General features: G+C 37.0%; 21 protein-coding genes. 9 read left to right on the top strand and 12 right to left on the bottom strand.

The window, feature by feature from the left end; translation table 11 throughout:
* Positions 1-10: 10 nt before the first annotated feature.
* The 3 genes from M902_RS13530 to M902_RS13520 all read right to left on the bottom strand — a co-directional run bounded on the left by M902_RS13530 (position 11) and on the right by M902_RS13520 (position 1,416).
* Positions 11-208 (bottom strand): cold-shock protein, encoded by a 198-nt coding sequence (locus M902_RS13530; RefSeq protein WP_021268020.1) that lies wholly within the window; start codon positions 206-208, stop codon positions 11-13.
* Positions 209-210: 2 nt separating this feature from the next.
* The gene (locus M902_RS13525; RefSeq protein ID WP_021268115.1) at positions 211-963 is read right to left on the bottom strand and encodes a class I SAM-dependent methyltransferase; all 753 of its coding nucleotides are present in this window, start codon (positions 961-963) and stop codon (positions 211-213) included.
* Positions 964-1,104: 141 nt separating this feature from the next.
* Complete coding sequence (locus M902_RS13520; protein WP_156979880.1) at positions 1,105-1,416, bottom strand: helix-turn-helix transcriptional regulator; 312 nt, start codon at positions 1,414-1,416, stop codon at positions 1,105-1,107.
* An 85-nt stretch (positions 1,417-1,501) separates the two neighbouring features.
* Between M902_RS13520 and M902_RS13515 the strand changes: the two genes are divergently transcribed.
* Both M902_RS13515 and M902_RS13510 read left to right on the top strand, forming a co-directional pair.
* On the top strand, positions 1,502-2,566 hold the full coding sequence (locus tag M902_RS13515) for an alkene reductase (protein ID WP_021268461.1): 1,065 nt from the start codon (positions 1,502-1,504) through the stop codon (positions 2,564-2,566).
* The gene (locus M902_RS13510; RefSeq protein ID WP_021268382.1) at positions 2,563-3,543 is read left to right on the top strand and encodes an LLM class flavin-dependent oxidoreductase; all 981 of its coding nucleotides are present in this window, start codon (positions 2,563-2,565) and stop codon (positions 3,541-3,543) included. Before M902_RS13515 ends, M902_RS13510 begins: the two co-directional genes overlap by 4 nt.
* A gap of 21 nt (positions 3,544-3,564) precedes the next feature.
* On the opposite strand, the gene M902_RS13505 is transcribed toward M902_RS13510, so the two are convergent.
* Both M902_RS13505 and M902_RS13500 read right to left on the bottom strand, forming a co-directional pair.
* Entirely contained in the window at positions 3,565-4,497 is a 933-nt protein-coding gene (locus M902_RS13505; protein WP_021268505.1) for a hypothetical protein, read from the bottom strand.
* Positions 4,498-4,731: 234 nt separating this feature from the next.
* Positions 4,732-5,367 carry a LysE/ArgO family amino acid transporter gene (locus tag M902_RS13500; RefSeq protein WP_021267836.1) on the bottom strand — a complete coding sequence of 212 codons (636 nt, stop codon included), beginning with the start codon at positions 5,365-5,367 and terminating at the stop codon, positions 4,732-4,734.
* Between the two features lie 95 nt (positions 5,368-5,462).
* Here M902_RS13500 and M902_RS13495 point away from each other — a divergent pair, with 95 nt between their 5' ends.
* Positions 5,463-6,335, top strand: coding sequence for an ArgP/LysG family DNA-binding transcriptional regulator (locus M902_RS13495; RefSeq protein WP_021268259.1), 873 nt, complete (start codon positions 5,463-5,465; stop codon positions 6,333-6,335).
* Between the two features lie 190 nt (positions 6,336-6,525).
* A complete protein-coding gene (locus M902_RS13490; protein ID WP_021268186.1) occupies positions 6,526-6,879 on the top strand; it encodes a hypothetical protein in 354 nt (117 codons plus the stop codon).
* Between the two features lie 67 nt (positions 6,880-6,946).
* Here M902_RS13490 and M902_RS13485 read toward each other — a convergent pair whose 3' ends face one another.
* Entirely contained in the window at positions 6,947-7,237 is a 291-nt protein-coding gene (locus M902_RS13485; RefSeq protein ID WP_021268334.1) for a DUF6172 family protein, read from the bottom strand.
* Positions 7,238-7,355: 118 nt separating this feature from the next.
* On the opposite strand from M902_RS13485, the gene M902_RS13480 reads away from it, so the two are divergent.
* Positions 7,356-7,796, top strand: coding sequence for a methylglyoxal synthase (locus M902_RS13480; RefSeq protein WP_021267883.1), 441 nt, complete (start codon positions 7,356-7,358; stop codon positions 7,794-7,796).
* Here M902_RS13480 and M902_RS13475 read toward each other — a convergent pair.
* Together M902_RS13475 and M902_RS13470 are read right to left on the bottom strand one after the other, a co-directional pair.
* The gene (locus M902_RS13475; protein WP_021268471.1) at positions 7,789-8,619 is read right to left on the bottom strand and encodes a hypothetical protein; all 831 of its coding nucleotides are present in this window, start codon (positions 8,617-8,619) and stop codon (positions 7,789-7,791) included. The two genes, M902_RS13480 and M902_RS13475, sit on opposite strands and share 8 nt — an antisense overlap.
* Positions 8,620-8,636: 17 nt before the next feature.
* Entirely contained in the window at positions 8,637-9,095 is a 459-nt protein-coding gene (locus tag M902_RS13470) for a hypothetical protein (RefSeq protein WP_021267891.1), read from the bottom strand.
* A gap of 79 nt (positions 9,096-9,174) precedes the next feature.
* Between M902_RS13470 and M902_RS13465 the strand changes: the two genes are divergently transcribed.
* The gene (locus M902_RS13465) at positions 9,175-9,960 is read left to right on the top strand and encodes a TrkA C-terminal domain-containing protein (protein ID WP_021268715.1); all 786 of its coding nucleotides are present in this window, start codon (positions 9,175-9,177) and stop codon (positions 9,958-9,960) included.
* On the opposite strand, the gene M902_RS13460 is transcribed toward M902_RS13465, so the two are convergent.
* Positions 9,957-11,117, bottom strand: a complete 1,161-nt coding sequence (locus tag M902_RS13460; RefSeq protein WP_021267823.1) for an NnrS family protein — start codon at positions 11,115-11,117, stop codon at positions 9,957-9,959. The genes M902_RS13465 and M902_RS13460 overlap by 4 nt on opposite strands.
* Positions 11,118-11,128: 11 nt before the next feature.
* Positions 11,129-11,494, bottom strand: coding sequence for a group 1 truncated hemoglobin (locus M902_RS13455; RefSeq protein WP_021268201.1), 366 nt, complete (start codon positions 11,492-11,494; stop codon positions 11,129-11,131).
* Positions 11,495-11,573: 79 nt separating this feature from the next.
* Between M902_RS13455 and M902_RS13450 the strand changes: the two genes are divergently transcribed.
* Complete coding sequence (locus M902_RS13450; RefSeq protein ID WP_021268538.1) at positions 11,574-12,008, top strand: Rrf2 family transcriptional regulator; 435 nt, start codon at positions 11,574-11,576, stop codon at positions 12,006-12,008.
* On the opposite strand, the gene M902_RS13445 is transcribed toward M902_RS13450, so the two are convergent.
* A complete protein-coding gene (locus M902_RS13445) occupies positions 11,992-12,333 on the bottom strand; it encodes a MerR family transcriptional regulator (protein WP_021268398.1) in 342 nt (113 codons plus the stop codon). The two genes, M902_RS13450 and M902_RS13445, sit on opposite strands and share 17 nt — an antisense overlap.
* A 76-nt stretch (positions 12,334-12,409) precedes the next feature.
* On the opposite strand from M902_RS13445, the gene M902_RS13440 reads away from it, so the two are divergent.
* Positions 12,410-13,246, top strand: coding sequence for an MBL fold metallo-hydrolase (locus tag M902_RS13440; protein ID WP_021268678.1), 837 nt, complete (start codon positions 12,410-12,412; stop codon positions 13,244-13,246).
* Positions 13,247-13,248: 2 nt separating this feature from the next.
* On the opposite strand, the gene M902_RS13435 is transcribed toward M902_RS13440, so the two are convergent.
* Positions 13,249-13,851 carry a trimeric intracellular cation channel family protein gene (locus tag M902_RS13435; protein ID WP_021267795.1) on the bottom strand — a complete coding sequence of 201 codons (603 nt, stop codon included), beginning with the start codon at positions 13,849-13,851 and terminating at the stop codon, positions 13,249-13,251.
* A gap of 123 nt (positions 13,852-13,974) precedes the next feature.
* Here M902_RS13435 and M902_RS13430 point away from each other — a divergent pair, with 123 nt between their 5' ends.
* Positions 13,975-15,438 (top strand): carbon starvation protein A, encoded by a 1,464-nt coding sequence (locus tag M902_RS13430; RefSeq protein WP_021267937.1) that lies wholly within the window; start codon positions 13,975-13,977, stop codon positions 15,436-15,438.
* Positions 15,439-15,463 lie beyond the last annotated feature (25 nt).

Below are 15,463 nucleotides of genomic sequence, written 5' to 3'. Positions count from 1 at the left end.
AATCTTAAAATTAAGAAAGAAGGCTTACTGAAACAGCACAAGGACCTTTTTGCCCTTCACCTACTTCAAATTCAACTGCATCGTTTTCACTTAGAGTGTTTCCGTTTACTGCTGAAATGTGTACGAAAAGATCTTTGCTTCCATCGTCAGGAACGATAAATCCAAAACCTTTCTCATCATTAAAAAACTTAACTTTACCTGTTTTCATACTTACTCCTTATGTTTAAGTTTCTTTAGGTCTACGTTAGAACTATATATTTTTAATTCGCCAGAGCTTAAAACGCCATTGGCCTTCCAAAATTGTTTATACTTTCTTTCTAGTAAGAAGTTTATTCTATCACCTCTTGTGACAAGAAAGAATTCATCTTCATCTATGCGTGAAACGAGCTCATCTAATATCTTTGAAATATCTTCGATCTCGCTAAAGTCATAGATAAAGTACAACTGCGCCTTTGGAAGAATAAAATCATCTTCCAGGACATCCTCTAATAGGATCTCACAGTTAACAAGATCAAGCTTTTCAAAGAGGCGGTTCCCCTCACTTTCCCTTTGCTTTAAAATTTCAAAGCCAATAAAGCGTGCCTCAGGAAAGACAGAGCTCATCACAATACCTACCCGGCCATAGCCAGCGCCAATATCAACGACCTTCGAAATATCAAAATCTTTTAAAAGATAAAGTACTTCAAATATATCATTATAAGAAGTTTGAAGAACTTGTGGATGCAATCCTATCCAAGTCTGTGTGCCTTGGAAATGCTGCTTTCCTTTGTTGCCATCATTTTGCTTATAATATGCCTTATACTTCTGTAAGAGCTTACCCTCAATCTTAGGAATACGAAAGCCAAGAGTTCGATCCAAGTTCTTTGCATGCTCAAGAGGATGGTTACTAGTTCTCATGAAAGTACGTGGATTTTTAATAAGATCTTTTAATGGTATTGGTGCTATTTCAAGCTCTTCGTTCACTAAGGTTTCCCTACAATTCTGTCGTTTTATAATAATATAAGATTAAAAATAGACAGAACCGAGTAAAGGAATTGAACTATAGCAAACCTAATTTGGGAGAAGATACAACGACCTGTGTCTAATTACAAGTAAGTTTATTCTTTATGTATTTTCTATGCAACTTTGTTTAATTGTTTCAATCACGCCAGGATAGAGCTTCTTTATATTGGGGTTAAGAAATAAGTACTTCTTCACACCTTCTGTTCTCTGGCAAATGATATGGGCCTCAATCAAAATCTTAATATGATGAGAGAAAGTGGCCTTGTTCACACAATAATCGAAGCCTCCACAAGTAATCTCCTTGTGTCCGTGCTCTTCTTCATAGGCAATAAGCTGTTTAATCACACTCATTCGGATGGGATCCCCTAGTGATTTAAATATCTTATCTAATGGTACTTGTGTGCAATCATTCATAGTTAGATAAAATTCTAACAAAAGACTTGATTTTTATCAAGGGCAGGCCTATTGTTTGATAAATATCAAACTAAAGGAGTCTCGAATGAGTACGAATTTATTTACACCTATAAAGCTTGGAAGTACTGAGCTGAAAAATAGAATTATTATGGCCCCTCTAACTCGTGCTAGAGCTGGTGCAGACCGAGTACCAAATGAGCTCATGGTCAAATACTATGAACAACGTGCGGATGCAGGAATGATTCTCACTGAGGCAACGGCCATTACCCCATCGGCGGTAGGCTATGCCAACACACCAGGAATTTGGTCACAAGAACAAATTGAAGGTTGGCACAAGATCACAAATGCAGTCCACGCTAAAGGTTCAAAGATTTTTATGCAACTTTGGCATGTGGGAAGAATTTCTCACTCTAGCTTCCTAAATGGACAATCTCCAGTGGCCCCAAGTGCGATCAGGCCAGAAGGTCATGTTTCGCTAGTTCGTCCAATTACCAACTATGAAGTTCCCCGAGCACTTGAAACTGAAGAAGTTAAGGCAATTGTAAAAAACTATCGCCAAGCTGCAATCAACGCAATGGAAGCAGGCTTTGATGGTGTAGAAATTCACGCGGCAAATGGCTATCTCATTGACCAATTCTTACAAGACTCAACAAATAAGAGAGATGATATATATGGAGGGAGTATTGAAAACCGTACAAGATTCTTGCTTGAAATTACAGACCAACTCATTGAAGTATGGGGCGCTGATCGCGTCGGCGTTCATCTTGCTCCTCGTTGCGATAGCCACGACATGGGTGACTCTAACCCCTTGGCACTTTTTGGCCATGTGGTAGAGGAATTAAATAAGAGAAAGATTGCATTTATCTTTACTCGCGATCCATTAGATAACGATAGTCTTTTTCCAAAGCTGAAAGAGAAGTATGATGGTGTTCTTATTGCCAATCAAAAATTTACTAAGATAACTGCAGAAAAAGCACTAGAGGATAAAATAGCCGATGCCATTTCATTTGGAGTTCCTTTTATAGCAAACCCTGACCTTGTTGTAAGGCTAGCAAAAGATGCTCCTTTAAATGAGCCAGTCTTTGAAACTTTTTATGGCCCTGATCATGTTGGATATACAGACTACCCAACATTAAAGGATTTATCATGACTCCTAAGTTATCACTACTCGACTTAGTTTTTGTGAATGAAGGACAAGAGCTTAAGGATGCATTTGATAATTCAGTTCGTAGTGCACAAGCAGCTGAAGAATTTGGCTATAACCGTATTTGGGTAGCTGAGCATCACAATATGCCGGCCATTGCCAGTGCAGCAACCTCAGTTGTAATTGGACTATTAGCAAGTCAGACAAAAACTATTCGAATTGGAGCGGGAGGAATTATGCTTCCCAACCACTCTCCGCTTGTAATTGCTGAGCAATTTGGAACATTAGAAGCACTCTACCCTGGCCGAATTGATCTAGGTCTTGGGCGCGCTCCAGGTACTGACCAAATGACAATACAGGCTTTAAGGACAACCGCTCAGAGCTCAAATAACTTTCCAAAAGATATAGTGGAGCTTCAACGCTACCTTTCAACTGAAAGTGCAAGTGATCCAATTGTTGCCACTCCAGGACTAGGATCACAAGTACCTCTATGGATTTTGGGATCAAGTACTTTCGGTGCACAGTTAGCGGCCCATCTTGGATTGCCATATGCCTTTGCCTCTCACTTTGCGCCCGACGCAATTCAAGAAGCATTATCGCTATACCATGCAGGCTTTGAGCCTTCAGCACAACAAGAAAGGCCTTACGTCATGTTAGGTGTAAATATCATTATTGCCGACACAGATGAGGAGGCCCAGTTTCTAGCAACAAGCCAAAAGCAGTCTTTTGCTAATCTTCGTCGTGGACTTAAAAAGAAATTTCAAGCTCCAATAGAAGATATCAATTCTTATTGGAGTCATGATGAAGCAATGATGGCCAAGCATATGCTCCACTTTTCTTTTATCGGCTCAAAGGAGACAGTAAAGAAAGGACTTGAACAATTCATTGATCGCTACAGACCTGATGAGCTTATGGTTGTGACTTCTATCTTTGATATTGAAAAGAAAATACATTCTTTAAAATTACTTTCAGAAATAATATAGGGCCAATTAAGGCCCTAGTTTTTAGTCTAGATTAATAAAGCATTCGTATCGAATAGGTATTCTATTATTAGACATCGCCGTTTTTAGAGAAGCTTTATTCATATCAAATATCGTTCCCCAAACGAGTTCATGCCCCATAGTATTTTCATGAATAAACTTTCTTTGAATGGCCTTTGCAAACCCCATCCCTTTAAATTTCTTTATTATAAGGATTTCATTGAAGTAGAAGTCATCATGACCAAGGGTCTTATTTTTAACAGCAGCAATTAGTCCTATACGCTCCCCTTTATAGTAAGCATATTTTAAAAGGTTCTGATCTAATGACTCATTCATTAGCTCCTTACTATTGGCCTTAACGTCTTTGGCCATCTCAGGATACTTACGGTTAAACTGCTGGTAAACTTCCACATACCAATCATAGTACGAGTCATTGCTAATATTAATAAGTTCTAATCCCTCTTCTTCACTCCATGGCCTAAGCTTACGAATTCTCTCTGCTAAGGTGGCCATATAAATAACTCCAATCCAATCAACATCCATACGCATCGAACTATGGAAGCTTAAAAACTTCGGTGAAAAGATCTTAAAGCGATCTTTAATTAACTCATAGACTCTTAAGACTTCACTCTTTGAAGAAAGGCAAAAATTAGGGATTAGATTTATAAAAGGTAGATTTGGATCTCGCCCGTAATGGCGAATACCGCAAATGACCTTTCTTCCATCACCTAAGTCAATCAAAGACTCTTCATAGTCATCAACTGTTGCTTTATCAACCTTAAAAAGCTTGTGCCTAGCAAGCTTTGTCTCCATACTATTTAAATCGTTAAGATCATCTAACAGATCCTCTTCGATCGAACTAAGAGCGCTATTTTTGCCAATCCTAAAACCCTCGAGGTTATAGGTATCCAATTCGGCCAAGGCAAAAGGACGCACTTCACATTGTTTTAATGTCATTAAAATTCTCTTTTAATTATGAAATAATAAAATAGCTTTTGAAGAATTTATTTTCTTGAACTCCAAGAAGCTCTAACTAAACTTACAGTTAAATTTGTCACAGTTACCTCCTGGTCGATGATTATTTTAAGCCTAAGCTGAATGCTTAAGACCAATAACGGAAATTAGTTTTAGAATAATAAAGAAGCTTTTACAAGAGCGATTACTAGTGAAGTAGAGGGAGTTGAAACCACCCTAAGACATTAATTGGATAAACTCAGTTACTGACTCACTTCCAAGCTTATGTGCAAGATATCCAAGAACAATAGCTGTTGCGAGTGATGAAAGTCTTAGATTCTTCTCTTTTGTTAAGATATGAGAGAACTTAGAAGAGAATGTAACAAGAAAGTAGAACCATACAATTGAGAAGACACCTGCTCCTAGACCGAATAGAAAACGATCCTGAACAAGATCAAAGCGAGTTGAGTAGCCACCAATTAGAAAGAAGGCATCGATATAAACATGTGGGTTTAAAAGCGTAAAACTTAAAGTCGTTAAAATAACGATACGACGAGAAAGAGCAAATTTCTTATTCTCTTGAGCTTCCTTAACACCTCTTACAGAGTCAATAAGTTTCATTACTGCGTAGTAAAGTAAGAACGAAGCACCTAGAAGCCCTATCCCAACTTTAAACTCAACAGTTTTCACTAACATTCCCGAGACACCAAGAACGGCCAAAAGGATCAGTGCCATATCACAGACAGAACAAATAGCTGCCGCTAAATAATGATTCTTCTTTTTTGTCCCAATATCAATAAGAAATAGGTTCTGTGCACCTAATGCTAGAATGAGACTTGCCTGCAATAAAAAACCTTGAGTAAAAAATTCCATAAAACCTGCTCCTGAGGCGTAATTTAATGCAAAACATGATATAAGTTAAATTAATCTTCTTAATTATTAATTAGAAATACTTATAGAGGTAAATAATGATTGATTACCATGCACTTAGGGCCTTACAGGCGGTCATTGAATATCAAAGCTTTGAGCTTGCCTCTAAGGCCATTGGGATTTCACAGTCAGCAGTAACTCAGAGAATACAAAATTTCGAATCCTTTCTAGGGACAAAGTTACTGATTAGAAAGGCTCCCTATCGTGCAACTGAGAAGGGAAAGTCATACTTAAACCTACTTAGAAAAGTAACTAGTCTAGAAAACGAAATATTAGAAGATGATGACATCAAAAAGGCAAAGCCAACATTGAAAATAGCCATGAATCGAGATAGCCTCGATCTATTCTTTCACGATGTCTTAACAGACAATAAGGTCTCACAAGTTCTAACGTTACAAATTATAGCGGATGACCAAGACAATACACTCAAATACTTAAAGAGTGGTCAAGTTGATATGTGTATTAGTTCGGAGAAGAAACCACTTCCTAACCATACATCAACTCATCTTGGAGATATGGTCTACTCCTTAGTTTGTTCAAAGAAGTTTTACAAAGAGTACTTTAGTGAAGGTGTGAACAAGAAAACTCTTTCAGAAGCTCCTCTCGTCGTCTTTGATAAGTACGATAAGGCCCAACACACTTATCTAAGAGAAAACTTTAAAGTCGATAAGCTTACAAAGATGAACCTCATGCCATCTGTTTCAAGCTTTAAAAAAGCGATCCTTGGAGGATACGGCTATGGACTTCTGCCTTTTATCGATATGGAGAGAGAAATGAAAAAGAGAAAATTTGTACAACTAAATCCTTCTAAAAACTTTAGTGTTTCACTTTATTTACACCAATGGGAGTATCAAAGAGAACATATTAAAATCTTTAATGAAAAGCTAATCAAGGCCGCTCAGAAATTATAAGCACTCATCAACTAGTTCTCTTTCCCAATATTTCAGGAAACTAATATATTAGTTTGGCCGTAAGAAAAAAAATTCCTAGCTAGTATTGACACCAATATTTTTGCTACCATTTTCTAACACGAGAGGTAAATCATTATTTTTTCGACCTCTAAAGAATCTTTTTTACTATTAACCGTATCAAGGAGACTTTATGTTAAAGAAAACAAAATCATGTAGTTTTTCAAAAACACTATTTTATGACTTCGGCATAGAATTGGGCCCCAAACAATACCAGAAAATAAGGTCACGATTAGATGGGCTTATGGATCGCTGCCCTATTCATAGCCATTATAAGCTAACATTTAAAAAGCATGAAACTAATTACATTGGTCAATTAAGTATCAAATCATTTTCGAAAAATTTTCATGCTAAGAAAGTTGCTCATACACCACTTCAAGTATTTTTACTTTTAGAAGAAGCAATTGATGAGCAATTACTTAAATGGAAAAGAGACAGATTTAGCAATAGATTAGCAAGAAACTTACGTGGACCTCAAGTCGCGTAAATTGCTCTTTGGCAAAACTCCTGACATCTCCAGGAACCAATAATGGTTCCTGGAACATATTTTCTTACTATTTTGTACGACGTGTACGGCGGGCCTGTTTTGCCAAAATTTCAAGATAAAAAGATTCAGCTTTATCACTAACCATTAGATCGATATTCTTATTGATCTCTTTCTCATGAACCTCTTTAGCTGTCTCTTGCGAAGTACCAATGCGACAGTCAAAGTCCCAAAAGTCAGCATCTTCAGGAAGTTCCTTCTTGCGCTCTCTTTTAATATACTTCTTAACTTCAAATTTTATCTTATCCGCGACTCTCTCTGGTGCGCGCTTTTCATCTACTAAATTAAACGTCTTCTTCACTTCTATCTCACTTTTTTAAACTAATAGGAGCTTTTAGCATGGAATAACTCGGAAAACACTCTATTAATGATCACTAAGTTAACTTTACTTAAATAAAGTGTGAGAATAGAATAATACTATGAAGAAAAAGACTATCGCCCTTGTGGCCCATGACAGTAGAAAGAATGACCTTATCCAATGGACTCTGGAACACAAAGATAAACTCCTCAACTACAACCTTTGTGCTACAGGGACTACGGGAAGACTTTTAGAGGAAAAACTAGGAATCAATATTCATAAGTACCTAAGTGGTCCAATCGGTGGGGACTTTCAAATAGGTACAGCTATTGTTGAAGGCAGCGTTGATATGTTGATCTTTTTTTGGGATCCACTAGAGTCGATGGCACACGATCCAGACATTAAGGCCTTATTAAGAATAGCAACCCTCTATAATATTCCCATGGCATGTAATCAAACAAGTGCTGACTACTTTATTAATTCAACTTTAATGGACGTAGAATATGAGCCCAAGCTTTCCGTACTTAATCATTACAATCAAGCACGAAAAGGCATTAATTAAAAAAATCCATATACACCTTAAACCATGGTGTTTCTCCAAATCGCTCGACGACCTTATCAAAAAAGACTTCAACACCTTCTTCCGTAAGGCCCATTTGATCATATGAGAGTTGCTCATAAAGATTCATAATAAGGCTAGGAGAGAAAGAATCCATAAGTTTTTCAAGGTATACTAAGCCTTGCTGCGGTTGACGTGTTAATAGATAGTCATAAATTGATAATCGTTTTATATCACAAGCTTCTGGAGATCGTTTTTGTATACTAAGCCCATTATCAAAATGATGCCACTGTGGGCCCTTATCATTTACAGTGCGTATACAAAGAGTCACAGTAGGGTTTTGTTCATGAAGCACGCGATGAGAAAACTCCAGTCCCCTTTTTATTTCACGAATATCACCCTTAACAAGAGTTTCATCTAAAATACATTCAATTTCACTTGTGTAAATATCAGGGAAGAATTCTTCTTTCTTATGAACCTTAAACACTTCATGTCTTGACTCTCCTGCTACAACTTGAAAAGCGCCACAGAATGAATGTGAGTGAATAGAAGTGTCTAAAGTCTGCCAAAAATAGAGGTCTACGACAAATTGTCCATTATTAAATAGAGTTACAGGTGGCTGTCCGAAGCCATTGTAAACATTGACTTGCTCCGGAAGAGTCTCATGCTCTAAACTCCAGTTTGCGATGAACGACTCTATCTCTTCAAGTTCAAAATTAAATTTTGACTTGATGAGAAAGTCAGTACATATCTTTGAAAATTCATCTACTCCAGGCTTTAGAGCTTCGATTTCATTTCCAATATTTAAAAGGTCTTTAATATTCATATTTCTTCTCACCACTTTTAAATACGAGTAAAACTACACTTTCTCGACTTTTTAAAATAATGTCCATCTCGACTACGTCCACTATAAACTCGTAAATAATCCATTTCGTCACCTTCGACCTTAAGTATTCCTACCCCTTGAGCGTTAGAAGTCTGATTGCGATCCTTCATCCACTGAACTCGATCAACATTAAAATAGAGGCTTTGCTTACCGGCCCCCCAATAGAGATTATGAACATTAAATGTCTTTTCAAATTTATTTTCATACTGCTCACTATAAGGCTTACCAATTCTATAATCCATTCCATAGAAGTTGATATGCTCACAACTTTCTTGTCGAACATGCAATTGTTCCATCTTAATAATGCCATCGCGATCACACATTCCTTTCCAAGTACCTGCAAGATCTGGACAACTTGCCCAAGATGAAAATGTAATCAAACAAAGTATTATCGATTTTAGTTTGAGATGATTCATAGACTTCCTTAAGTATATTTAAGTTCATTTATAGATAAGTTTAGCTGTTTTTTCTCTATAATGGAAAGCGGAGTTTATCATGCTGGCCCTACTAACGTTAACAATCATACTATTTACATCTATTACCGTCGTGAAAGTAGCAACAAAAATCCTGGTTTTAACTGGCCTAAGTGATGAGGTTGCAAGATTTCAAGCAAAGTCAGCTCTAACCGGAACCGGATATACCACTAGTGAGTCAGAAAGTCTTGTCAACCACCCTCTCAGAAGACGCGTTCTAAGTTTTCTTATGACAATTAGTAATGTAGGAATCATCTCCGTCATCTCAACGGCCATTTTATCATTTGTAAATATTGATACGACAGTTCAGGGCCTGAGTCGATTCGCTATTGCAGTCTTCTTATTTTCAATAATTATTTATGTAACTCAGAGTAAATTCTTTAATAAATGGCTTAATTTAAAGTTAAAAAAATATCTCAATAAACTCTCTGATGTCGAGCTTGTAGACTACGCAAATTTACTTCATTTAGGAGACCGCTTTGGTATTGGCGAGGTCTATATTTCCGATAAACACTGGTTTGCCAATAAGAATATTCGAGAGCTCTCTCTACCAAGAGAAGGCCTTATCGTACTAGGAGTTCAAGTTGCAAATGGTGAATACCTAGGCCTTCCCTCAAAAGACTATGTCATCACTCCTGGAGATACGGCCATTCTTTATGGAAGAGCGGATATGTTAAGTGAAATAAGTATCAGGACGGCTGACATTGGTGATAATGAAAGAAAAGAGGCCATTCAAAAGTTGGCAGGAATAAAAAAAGAAGAAAAAGAGAAAGAAGAAGAGATTATTGAAACGAGAGAAGCCAGTTAATACTCTTTAGCATCGGGTCTCTTTGAAGTTAAAATAACAAAGTACTTCAAAACAAAGATAAAAAAGCCAGAACACCACAATGCCACTGCAAAATACAAACTAACTAAGTAGTATTGTGATGCAATCATAGGAGTTATAGAACGAACTAGCGCACCAGCTATAATGAATAGATAAGAAACCTTTGTCCATGAATCCGCAATAATATTTCGACCTGTATGCCCCAGAGATACACGAGTCATTATTCCAATAGCAACAACGGCGAGTCCTCCTGCCAATAACATATGTAGTGCTGCATTTGTCTGATTAACACGAACATAGAAAACTCCAACCAATCTTAAAATCAGTTCTAAATTTATAAAACCAATTCCAACATGAAGAATAAATAAAATAGGAATACTTGTCGTTGTTAGAGGACGCCATAGGCTCTGTCTAAAAAGATTCGAGGTAATTGCAATTATAAGAATTGAAATATACGCTACTGACGGGTTCATTGAATCCCAAAAGAAAGAAAGAAGTAAAACAGAGCCCAAACTTAAGAGATTAAGCCAATTAGGAATATCAATCTTAACATCTGGAATTTTAGCTCTAGTAAAAAATGGAATGACTCTGCCAGCTATTAATAAAATAATGAAACGTATTAAACCAATCGCAATATCCCTTCCATAATCAGCAAAAGCCTCTTCAGAATATAGGCTTCCCCAAGTATGTAAAAAACTAGAGATTGTGAAACCAAATAACATTGGAATAAAAACATATTTTTGTTTTGGAAAATTTTGCAACTTTTTAAAAAGCATCAACAGAACTGCTGGAAAGAAAAGATTTAAAGAAATTAGCAATACTACTTCAGGTAGAGGAAAGAAATATGACAAGCGCTCAATGAGCCACAATATAACTAATATAACGAGTGGTCTTCCTTGATATGGTTTTGACCCCGTCCAATTAGCACTAGCAGTAAGAAGAAACCCAGCAATTAAAGCACCAGTGAACCCAAAGAGCATTTCGTGAGAATGCCAAAAGAGAGAACTTAAGTTAATAACAGGAACCTCAAAGTGTCCCATGTAAGTAAGAACCCAAATAATGGGATTAAGTGCCGCAATTAATCCGGCCATGATAAAGAATGGCCTAAATCCTATTGAAAAAAGTGCCTGTAACCCCATCTGCTCTCTACCTATTTAAGAAGTACATCAAGCCTAGTCGACTCAGCAATTGCTGCTGCTTCTTGTATTAGTTCATCTGCCACACCCAATTCTTGTAAAGTAGCACCAAGATTTTCAACAACGGCATCAAAATGCTCATCACTTAGTCCTTGAGCAACCAGTGCCTCGTGTGCTTCTCTCATCCCTTTTCCGTCATATGTATTTGGTCCACCAAAAGCATATGTTAGAAACATGATCTGCTTTCTTCTTTGAGCGGCCATATCAATTCCTTCAAAGAAGTGCTTAATACGTGTATCTGCTAAAACTCTATTATAGAAAACATCAACTGCTGCATTAACAGCATCTCTACCACCAATTTTTTCAAATAATTTTGACATGCTACTCCCTTAATATATATCTAAAATACATATTATATATGCTAGACTTAAATGGTATTAAAGTAAACAGGAAATTAATATGCGTTTGTCCAGTTTTACAGATTACAGCCTAAGAGTACTTATATATATCGCCATAAAGGGCGACGAGCGCTCTACTGTGGCCGAAATTGCTGATAAGTACAAGATTTCTCGAAATCACTTAGTAAAGGTTGTTCATAATCTATCATCAATGGGAATCATTGACTCGTATAAAGGAAAAGGTGGAGGCATCACTCTATCGAGTACTCCAGATGAAATTATCATTGGCAACTTAGTACGTGCACTTGAAGAAGACTCTCCCCTAGTGGAATGCTTCGGTAGTGCTGGTGACTGTATCATTAGTCCAGCGTGTAAATTAAAAAGCGCTCTCATGATCGCTCAAAATCAATTCTACGAAGCGTTGAATGCCTACACTCTGACAGACTTTCTCTCCAACAAGAACAAGCTAAAGAGTATCTTTAAAGAGGACAATTAGACTCCAGAAGTCCTCTAATGTTTTTTTGAAACTTTCTAATCACCTTAATTTGATTGTCAAGTTGAGTCAGTTTATCATTTAGCTGCTTTCTAAGACGTCCATTCGGATTTCTTGTTGCTAGTACATTTGCCATCGTCTTAATTTCTGCTAAAGAGAATCCCAACTCCTTTGCCTGTATAATAAGCTTTAATAGATCAACCGCCTCTTCAGGATAGACTCGGTAGCCATTTTCACTTCTTCTTGGAACGAGTAACTCTACCTTCTCATAATAGCGTATTGCTGATGAAGGTATCCCTGTTTGCTTAGATAAATCACCAATCTTCATTTTCTCTCCAGAACTTGACCTTAAACTATAGTTTAAGGTTTATACTAGTCTAAACCGATAAGAAAAAGGAAAACAAGTGAAATCTCTAATCACACTTCTATTTACACTAAGTATATTTGCAGCAAACGAAGGCCCTCGTTTTTCAATTCTACAAACAGGAACAGCAAAAACACTCGAAGCATTAATATACGAGAAAGGCAGTCTCTTTAAAACAATGATGGTTAATCATGTAGGTTTTATTATTGAAAACAAGGGAAAGTATGTTCTTTTTGAAACAGGTTTAGGAGATGAAGTCGACCAACAGTTCAACGAAGACATGTCTTGGTGGGCAAGGCCACTCTTTGCTTATAAAAAGCTTGAATCAATAAAATTGCAACTTAAAGGTAAATACAAAATTGAAAATATCATTTTATCCCATGCTCACTGGGACCATGCTAGTGGCCTCGTTGATTTTTCTTCGACGACAACTCTAGTAAGCCCTGAAGAAATGGCAGAAATTGAGCATCCTATTGCTAATAGAATATTTCCTTCTCAGTTTAAAAGAACAAAGACAAAACCATTCAAATGGAAACAAGAAAGCTATCTTGGTTTTGAAAAGTATTATGATGTCTTTGGAGATAAGAAGGTCGTTATCGTTCCACTATTTGGACATACTCATGGATCTCTTGGTCTCATTCTAAATGGAGCTCATAAGAAATACTTCTTTGTTGGTGATGCTATATGGACAACAAGACAGCTCACTCCTATTCAAAACAAACCATTCATTTCATCTAAGCTTGTTGATACAAATAAAGAAGAGGCAAATAAGAAAATTAAAATAGTGAAAGATATGCAAGAAAAAGGATTTATTATTATTCCTACACATGACTACTACGTACATGAAGCAATTGGTTACTATCCAAAGTGGAACTAGCTTTACTCTTTCATTGTTGGCAGCTTTAAACCTAGTTTTATAGCGCCATACCTTAGAATAAAAGTCGTTACGATAACGGTTATTGCAGGATAAATTGGCTCAAGGTCAACGTCAGACATAAGAATAAAAACGAGAGATGAAATTGCGGCCACTGTTGCATATAACTCTTTTTGGTAAAGTATAGAAAGTTCTCCACTGAAGGCTGAACGTAAGATCCCACCAAGTACAGCAGTTATGACTCCCATAAGAAGAGAAGTTTCATTATTAAATCCAAGTAACAATGTCTTTTGAGTACCGATAACGACAAAAAAACCAAGCCCCAGAGTATCGAGGAATAGTAAGAGAGAGCTTTGGCGCTCATAAAATTTCCGCATAAAAAATATTGATAGCGTCGAAAAAATAATAATATAGAGATAAGTCGTATTCTGTGTCCAAAAAACAGGTTCATCAATTATGAGGTCTCGAACAGTACCTCCTCCAACTGCCGTTAGAAATGCTAAAAATAGCATGCCAAAGAGATCAAGCTTCGACTTTCCCCCTACAGACGCTCCAGTAACAGCAAATGCAAATGTTCCGAGGTAATCAAAATAGATAAATTCATTCATTATAACTTCCTTAGCTGGGAGTTTAACATAAATTTCAAGAAATTTTACTTTTAGAATTAACCAATGACATCTGTTTATCCCCTTATAATTAAGAATTGAATTTTTTAACCTTGGAAGTGTTAAATGATTATTTTTCTCATCTGTCTTGTGATGTTGGCCCTCGCTTATATCTTTTATAGTCCCTTTGTCGAGAAACAAGCAGGAATTGATCCAAGCAAAAATACCCCCGTGACAAATTTCGAAGATGGCGTTGACTATGTTGAGGTGTCACCTACTAAGGCCTTTCTCATTCAATTCTTAAATATCGCCGGGGTGGGACCAATTTTCGGGCCAATACTTGGAGCAATCTATGGACCTATTGCACTCGTGTGGATCGTACTAGGGAATATCATTGGTGGCTCTGTTCATGATTTCTACTCAGGAGTTCTAAGCATTAAAGAAGATGGAAAGAGCTTACCTGAAATTGCTGGTCACTACCTAAATCAATACTTCAAGGCAATCATGTTACTCTTTACAGCGATGCTCCTCTTCTTTGTCGGTGTAGTCTTTATAATGAGTCCAGCGGGTTTAATTAGTAATCTTGACGCCTTTAAAGATACAATATTTGCAAGTAATAATTTTTGGGTTCTAGTTATTCTTGCCTATTACCTACTTGCAACTCTTCTTCCAATCGATAAAATCATAACAAAGTTCTACCCACTATTTGGTCTCTTAATGGTTGTTATGACAGTTTTAGTGGCCATTTCCTTGATACTTCATGCACCAATGCTACCTAAGATAGAAAATGTCTTTGCTTATTTTTCACATTCTCATCTTAACTATGAATTATTAAATCGCGACCCTAATGGGCCACCCGTATGGCCACTACTATTTGTTACGATCACTTGCGGTGCCATCAGTGGTTTTCATTCAACGCAAGCACCAATTATTGCGAGATGTCTTAAAAATGAAAAATATGTCAGGCCTGTTTATTATGGTGCTATGCTAGCAGAGGGGGTTGTAGCCTGTGTTTGGGCACTAGCAGGAATCTCAGCTTTTCCCGAAGGCTATGTCCAGTTAAAGGCAGTCATCGCTCAAGGAGGGCCTGGACTAGTAGTAAAGCAAATTTCTTCAACTTATCTAGGAGCACTAGGTGGAGTCATGGCGGTTCTCGCAGTAGCGATCTTTCCAATAACTTCTGGAGATACGGCCTTTCGTTCACTAAGGCTTACAATAATTGATGCCTTTAATATCCACCAAAGTATAAAGAATCGACTCTTAGTCTCGATCCCAATTTTAACCATTGCCTACTTTATGACAAAGATCGACTTCTCTTTAATTTGGCGATACTTTGCGTTTTCAAATATGCTCTTATCAACGAGTGTGCTGTGGCTAGCAACAAAGTATCTTTTTGATCGAAAGGCCATTCATTGGGTTGCGAGCATACCTGCAATTGTCGGAACATCAGTTACAATATCATATATCCTAACTGCTCCTATAGGAGTGAATCTTTCAAAAGAGCAAGCGCAACCAATCGGTGCTTTAGTAGGAATACTATGTATAGTTTTACTCATTTTTTTTCATCGAAAACGATACGTATTTAACTAGCGATCCCTAAACAAAAAGATTCTAC

This window comes from Bacteriovorax sp. BAL6_X, from assembly GCF_000443995.1.
In the GTDB taxonomy this organism is placed as follows: Bacteria; Bdellovibrionota; Bacteriovoracia; order Bacteriovoracales; family Bacteriovoracaceae; genus Halobacteriovorax_A.
Note: the sequence above shows the minus strand (reverse complement) of the source record. Positions and strands in the feature narration are given on the sequence as shown.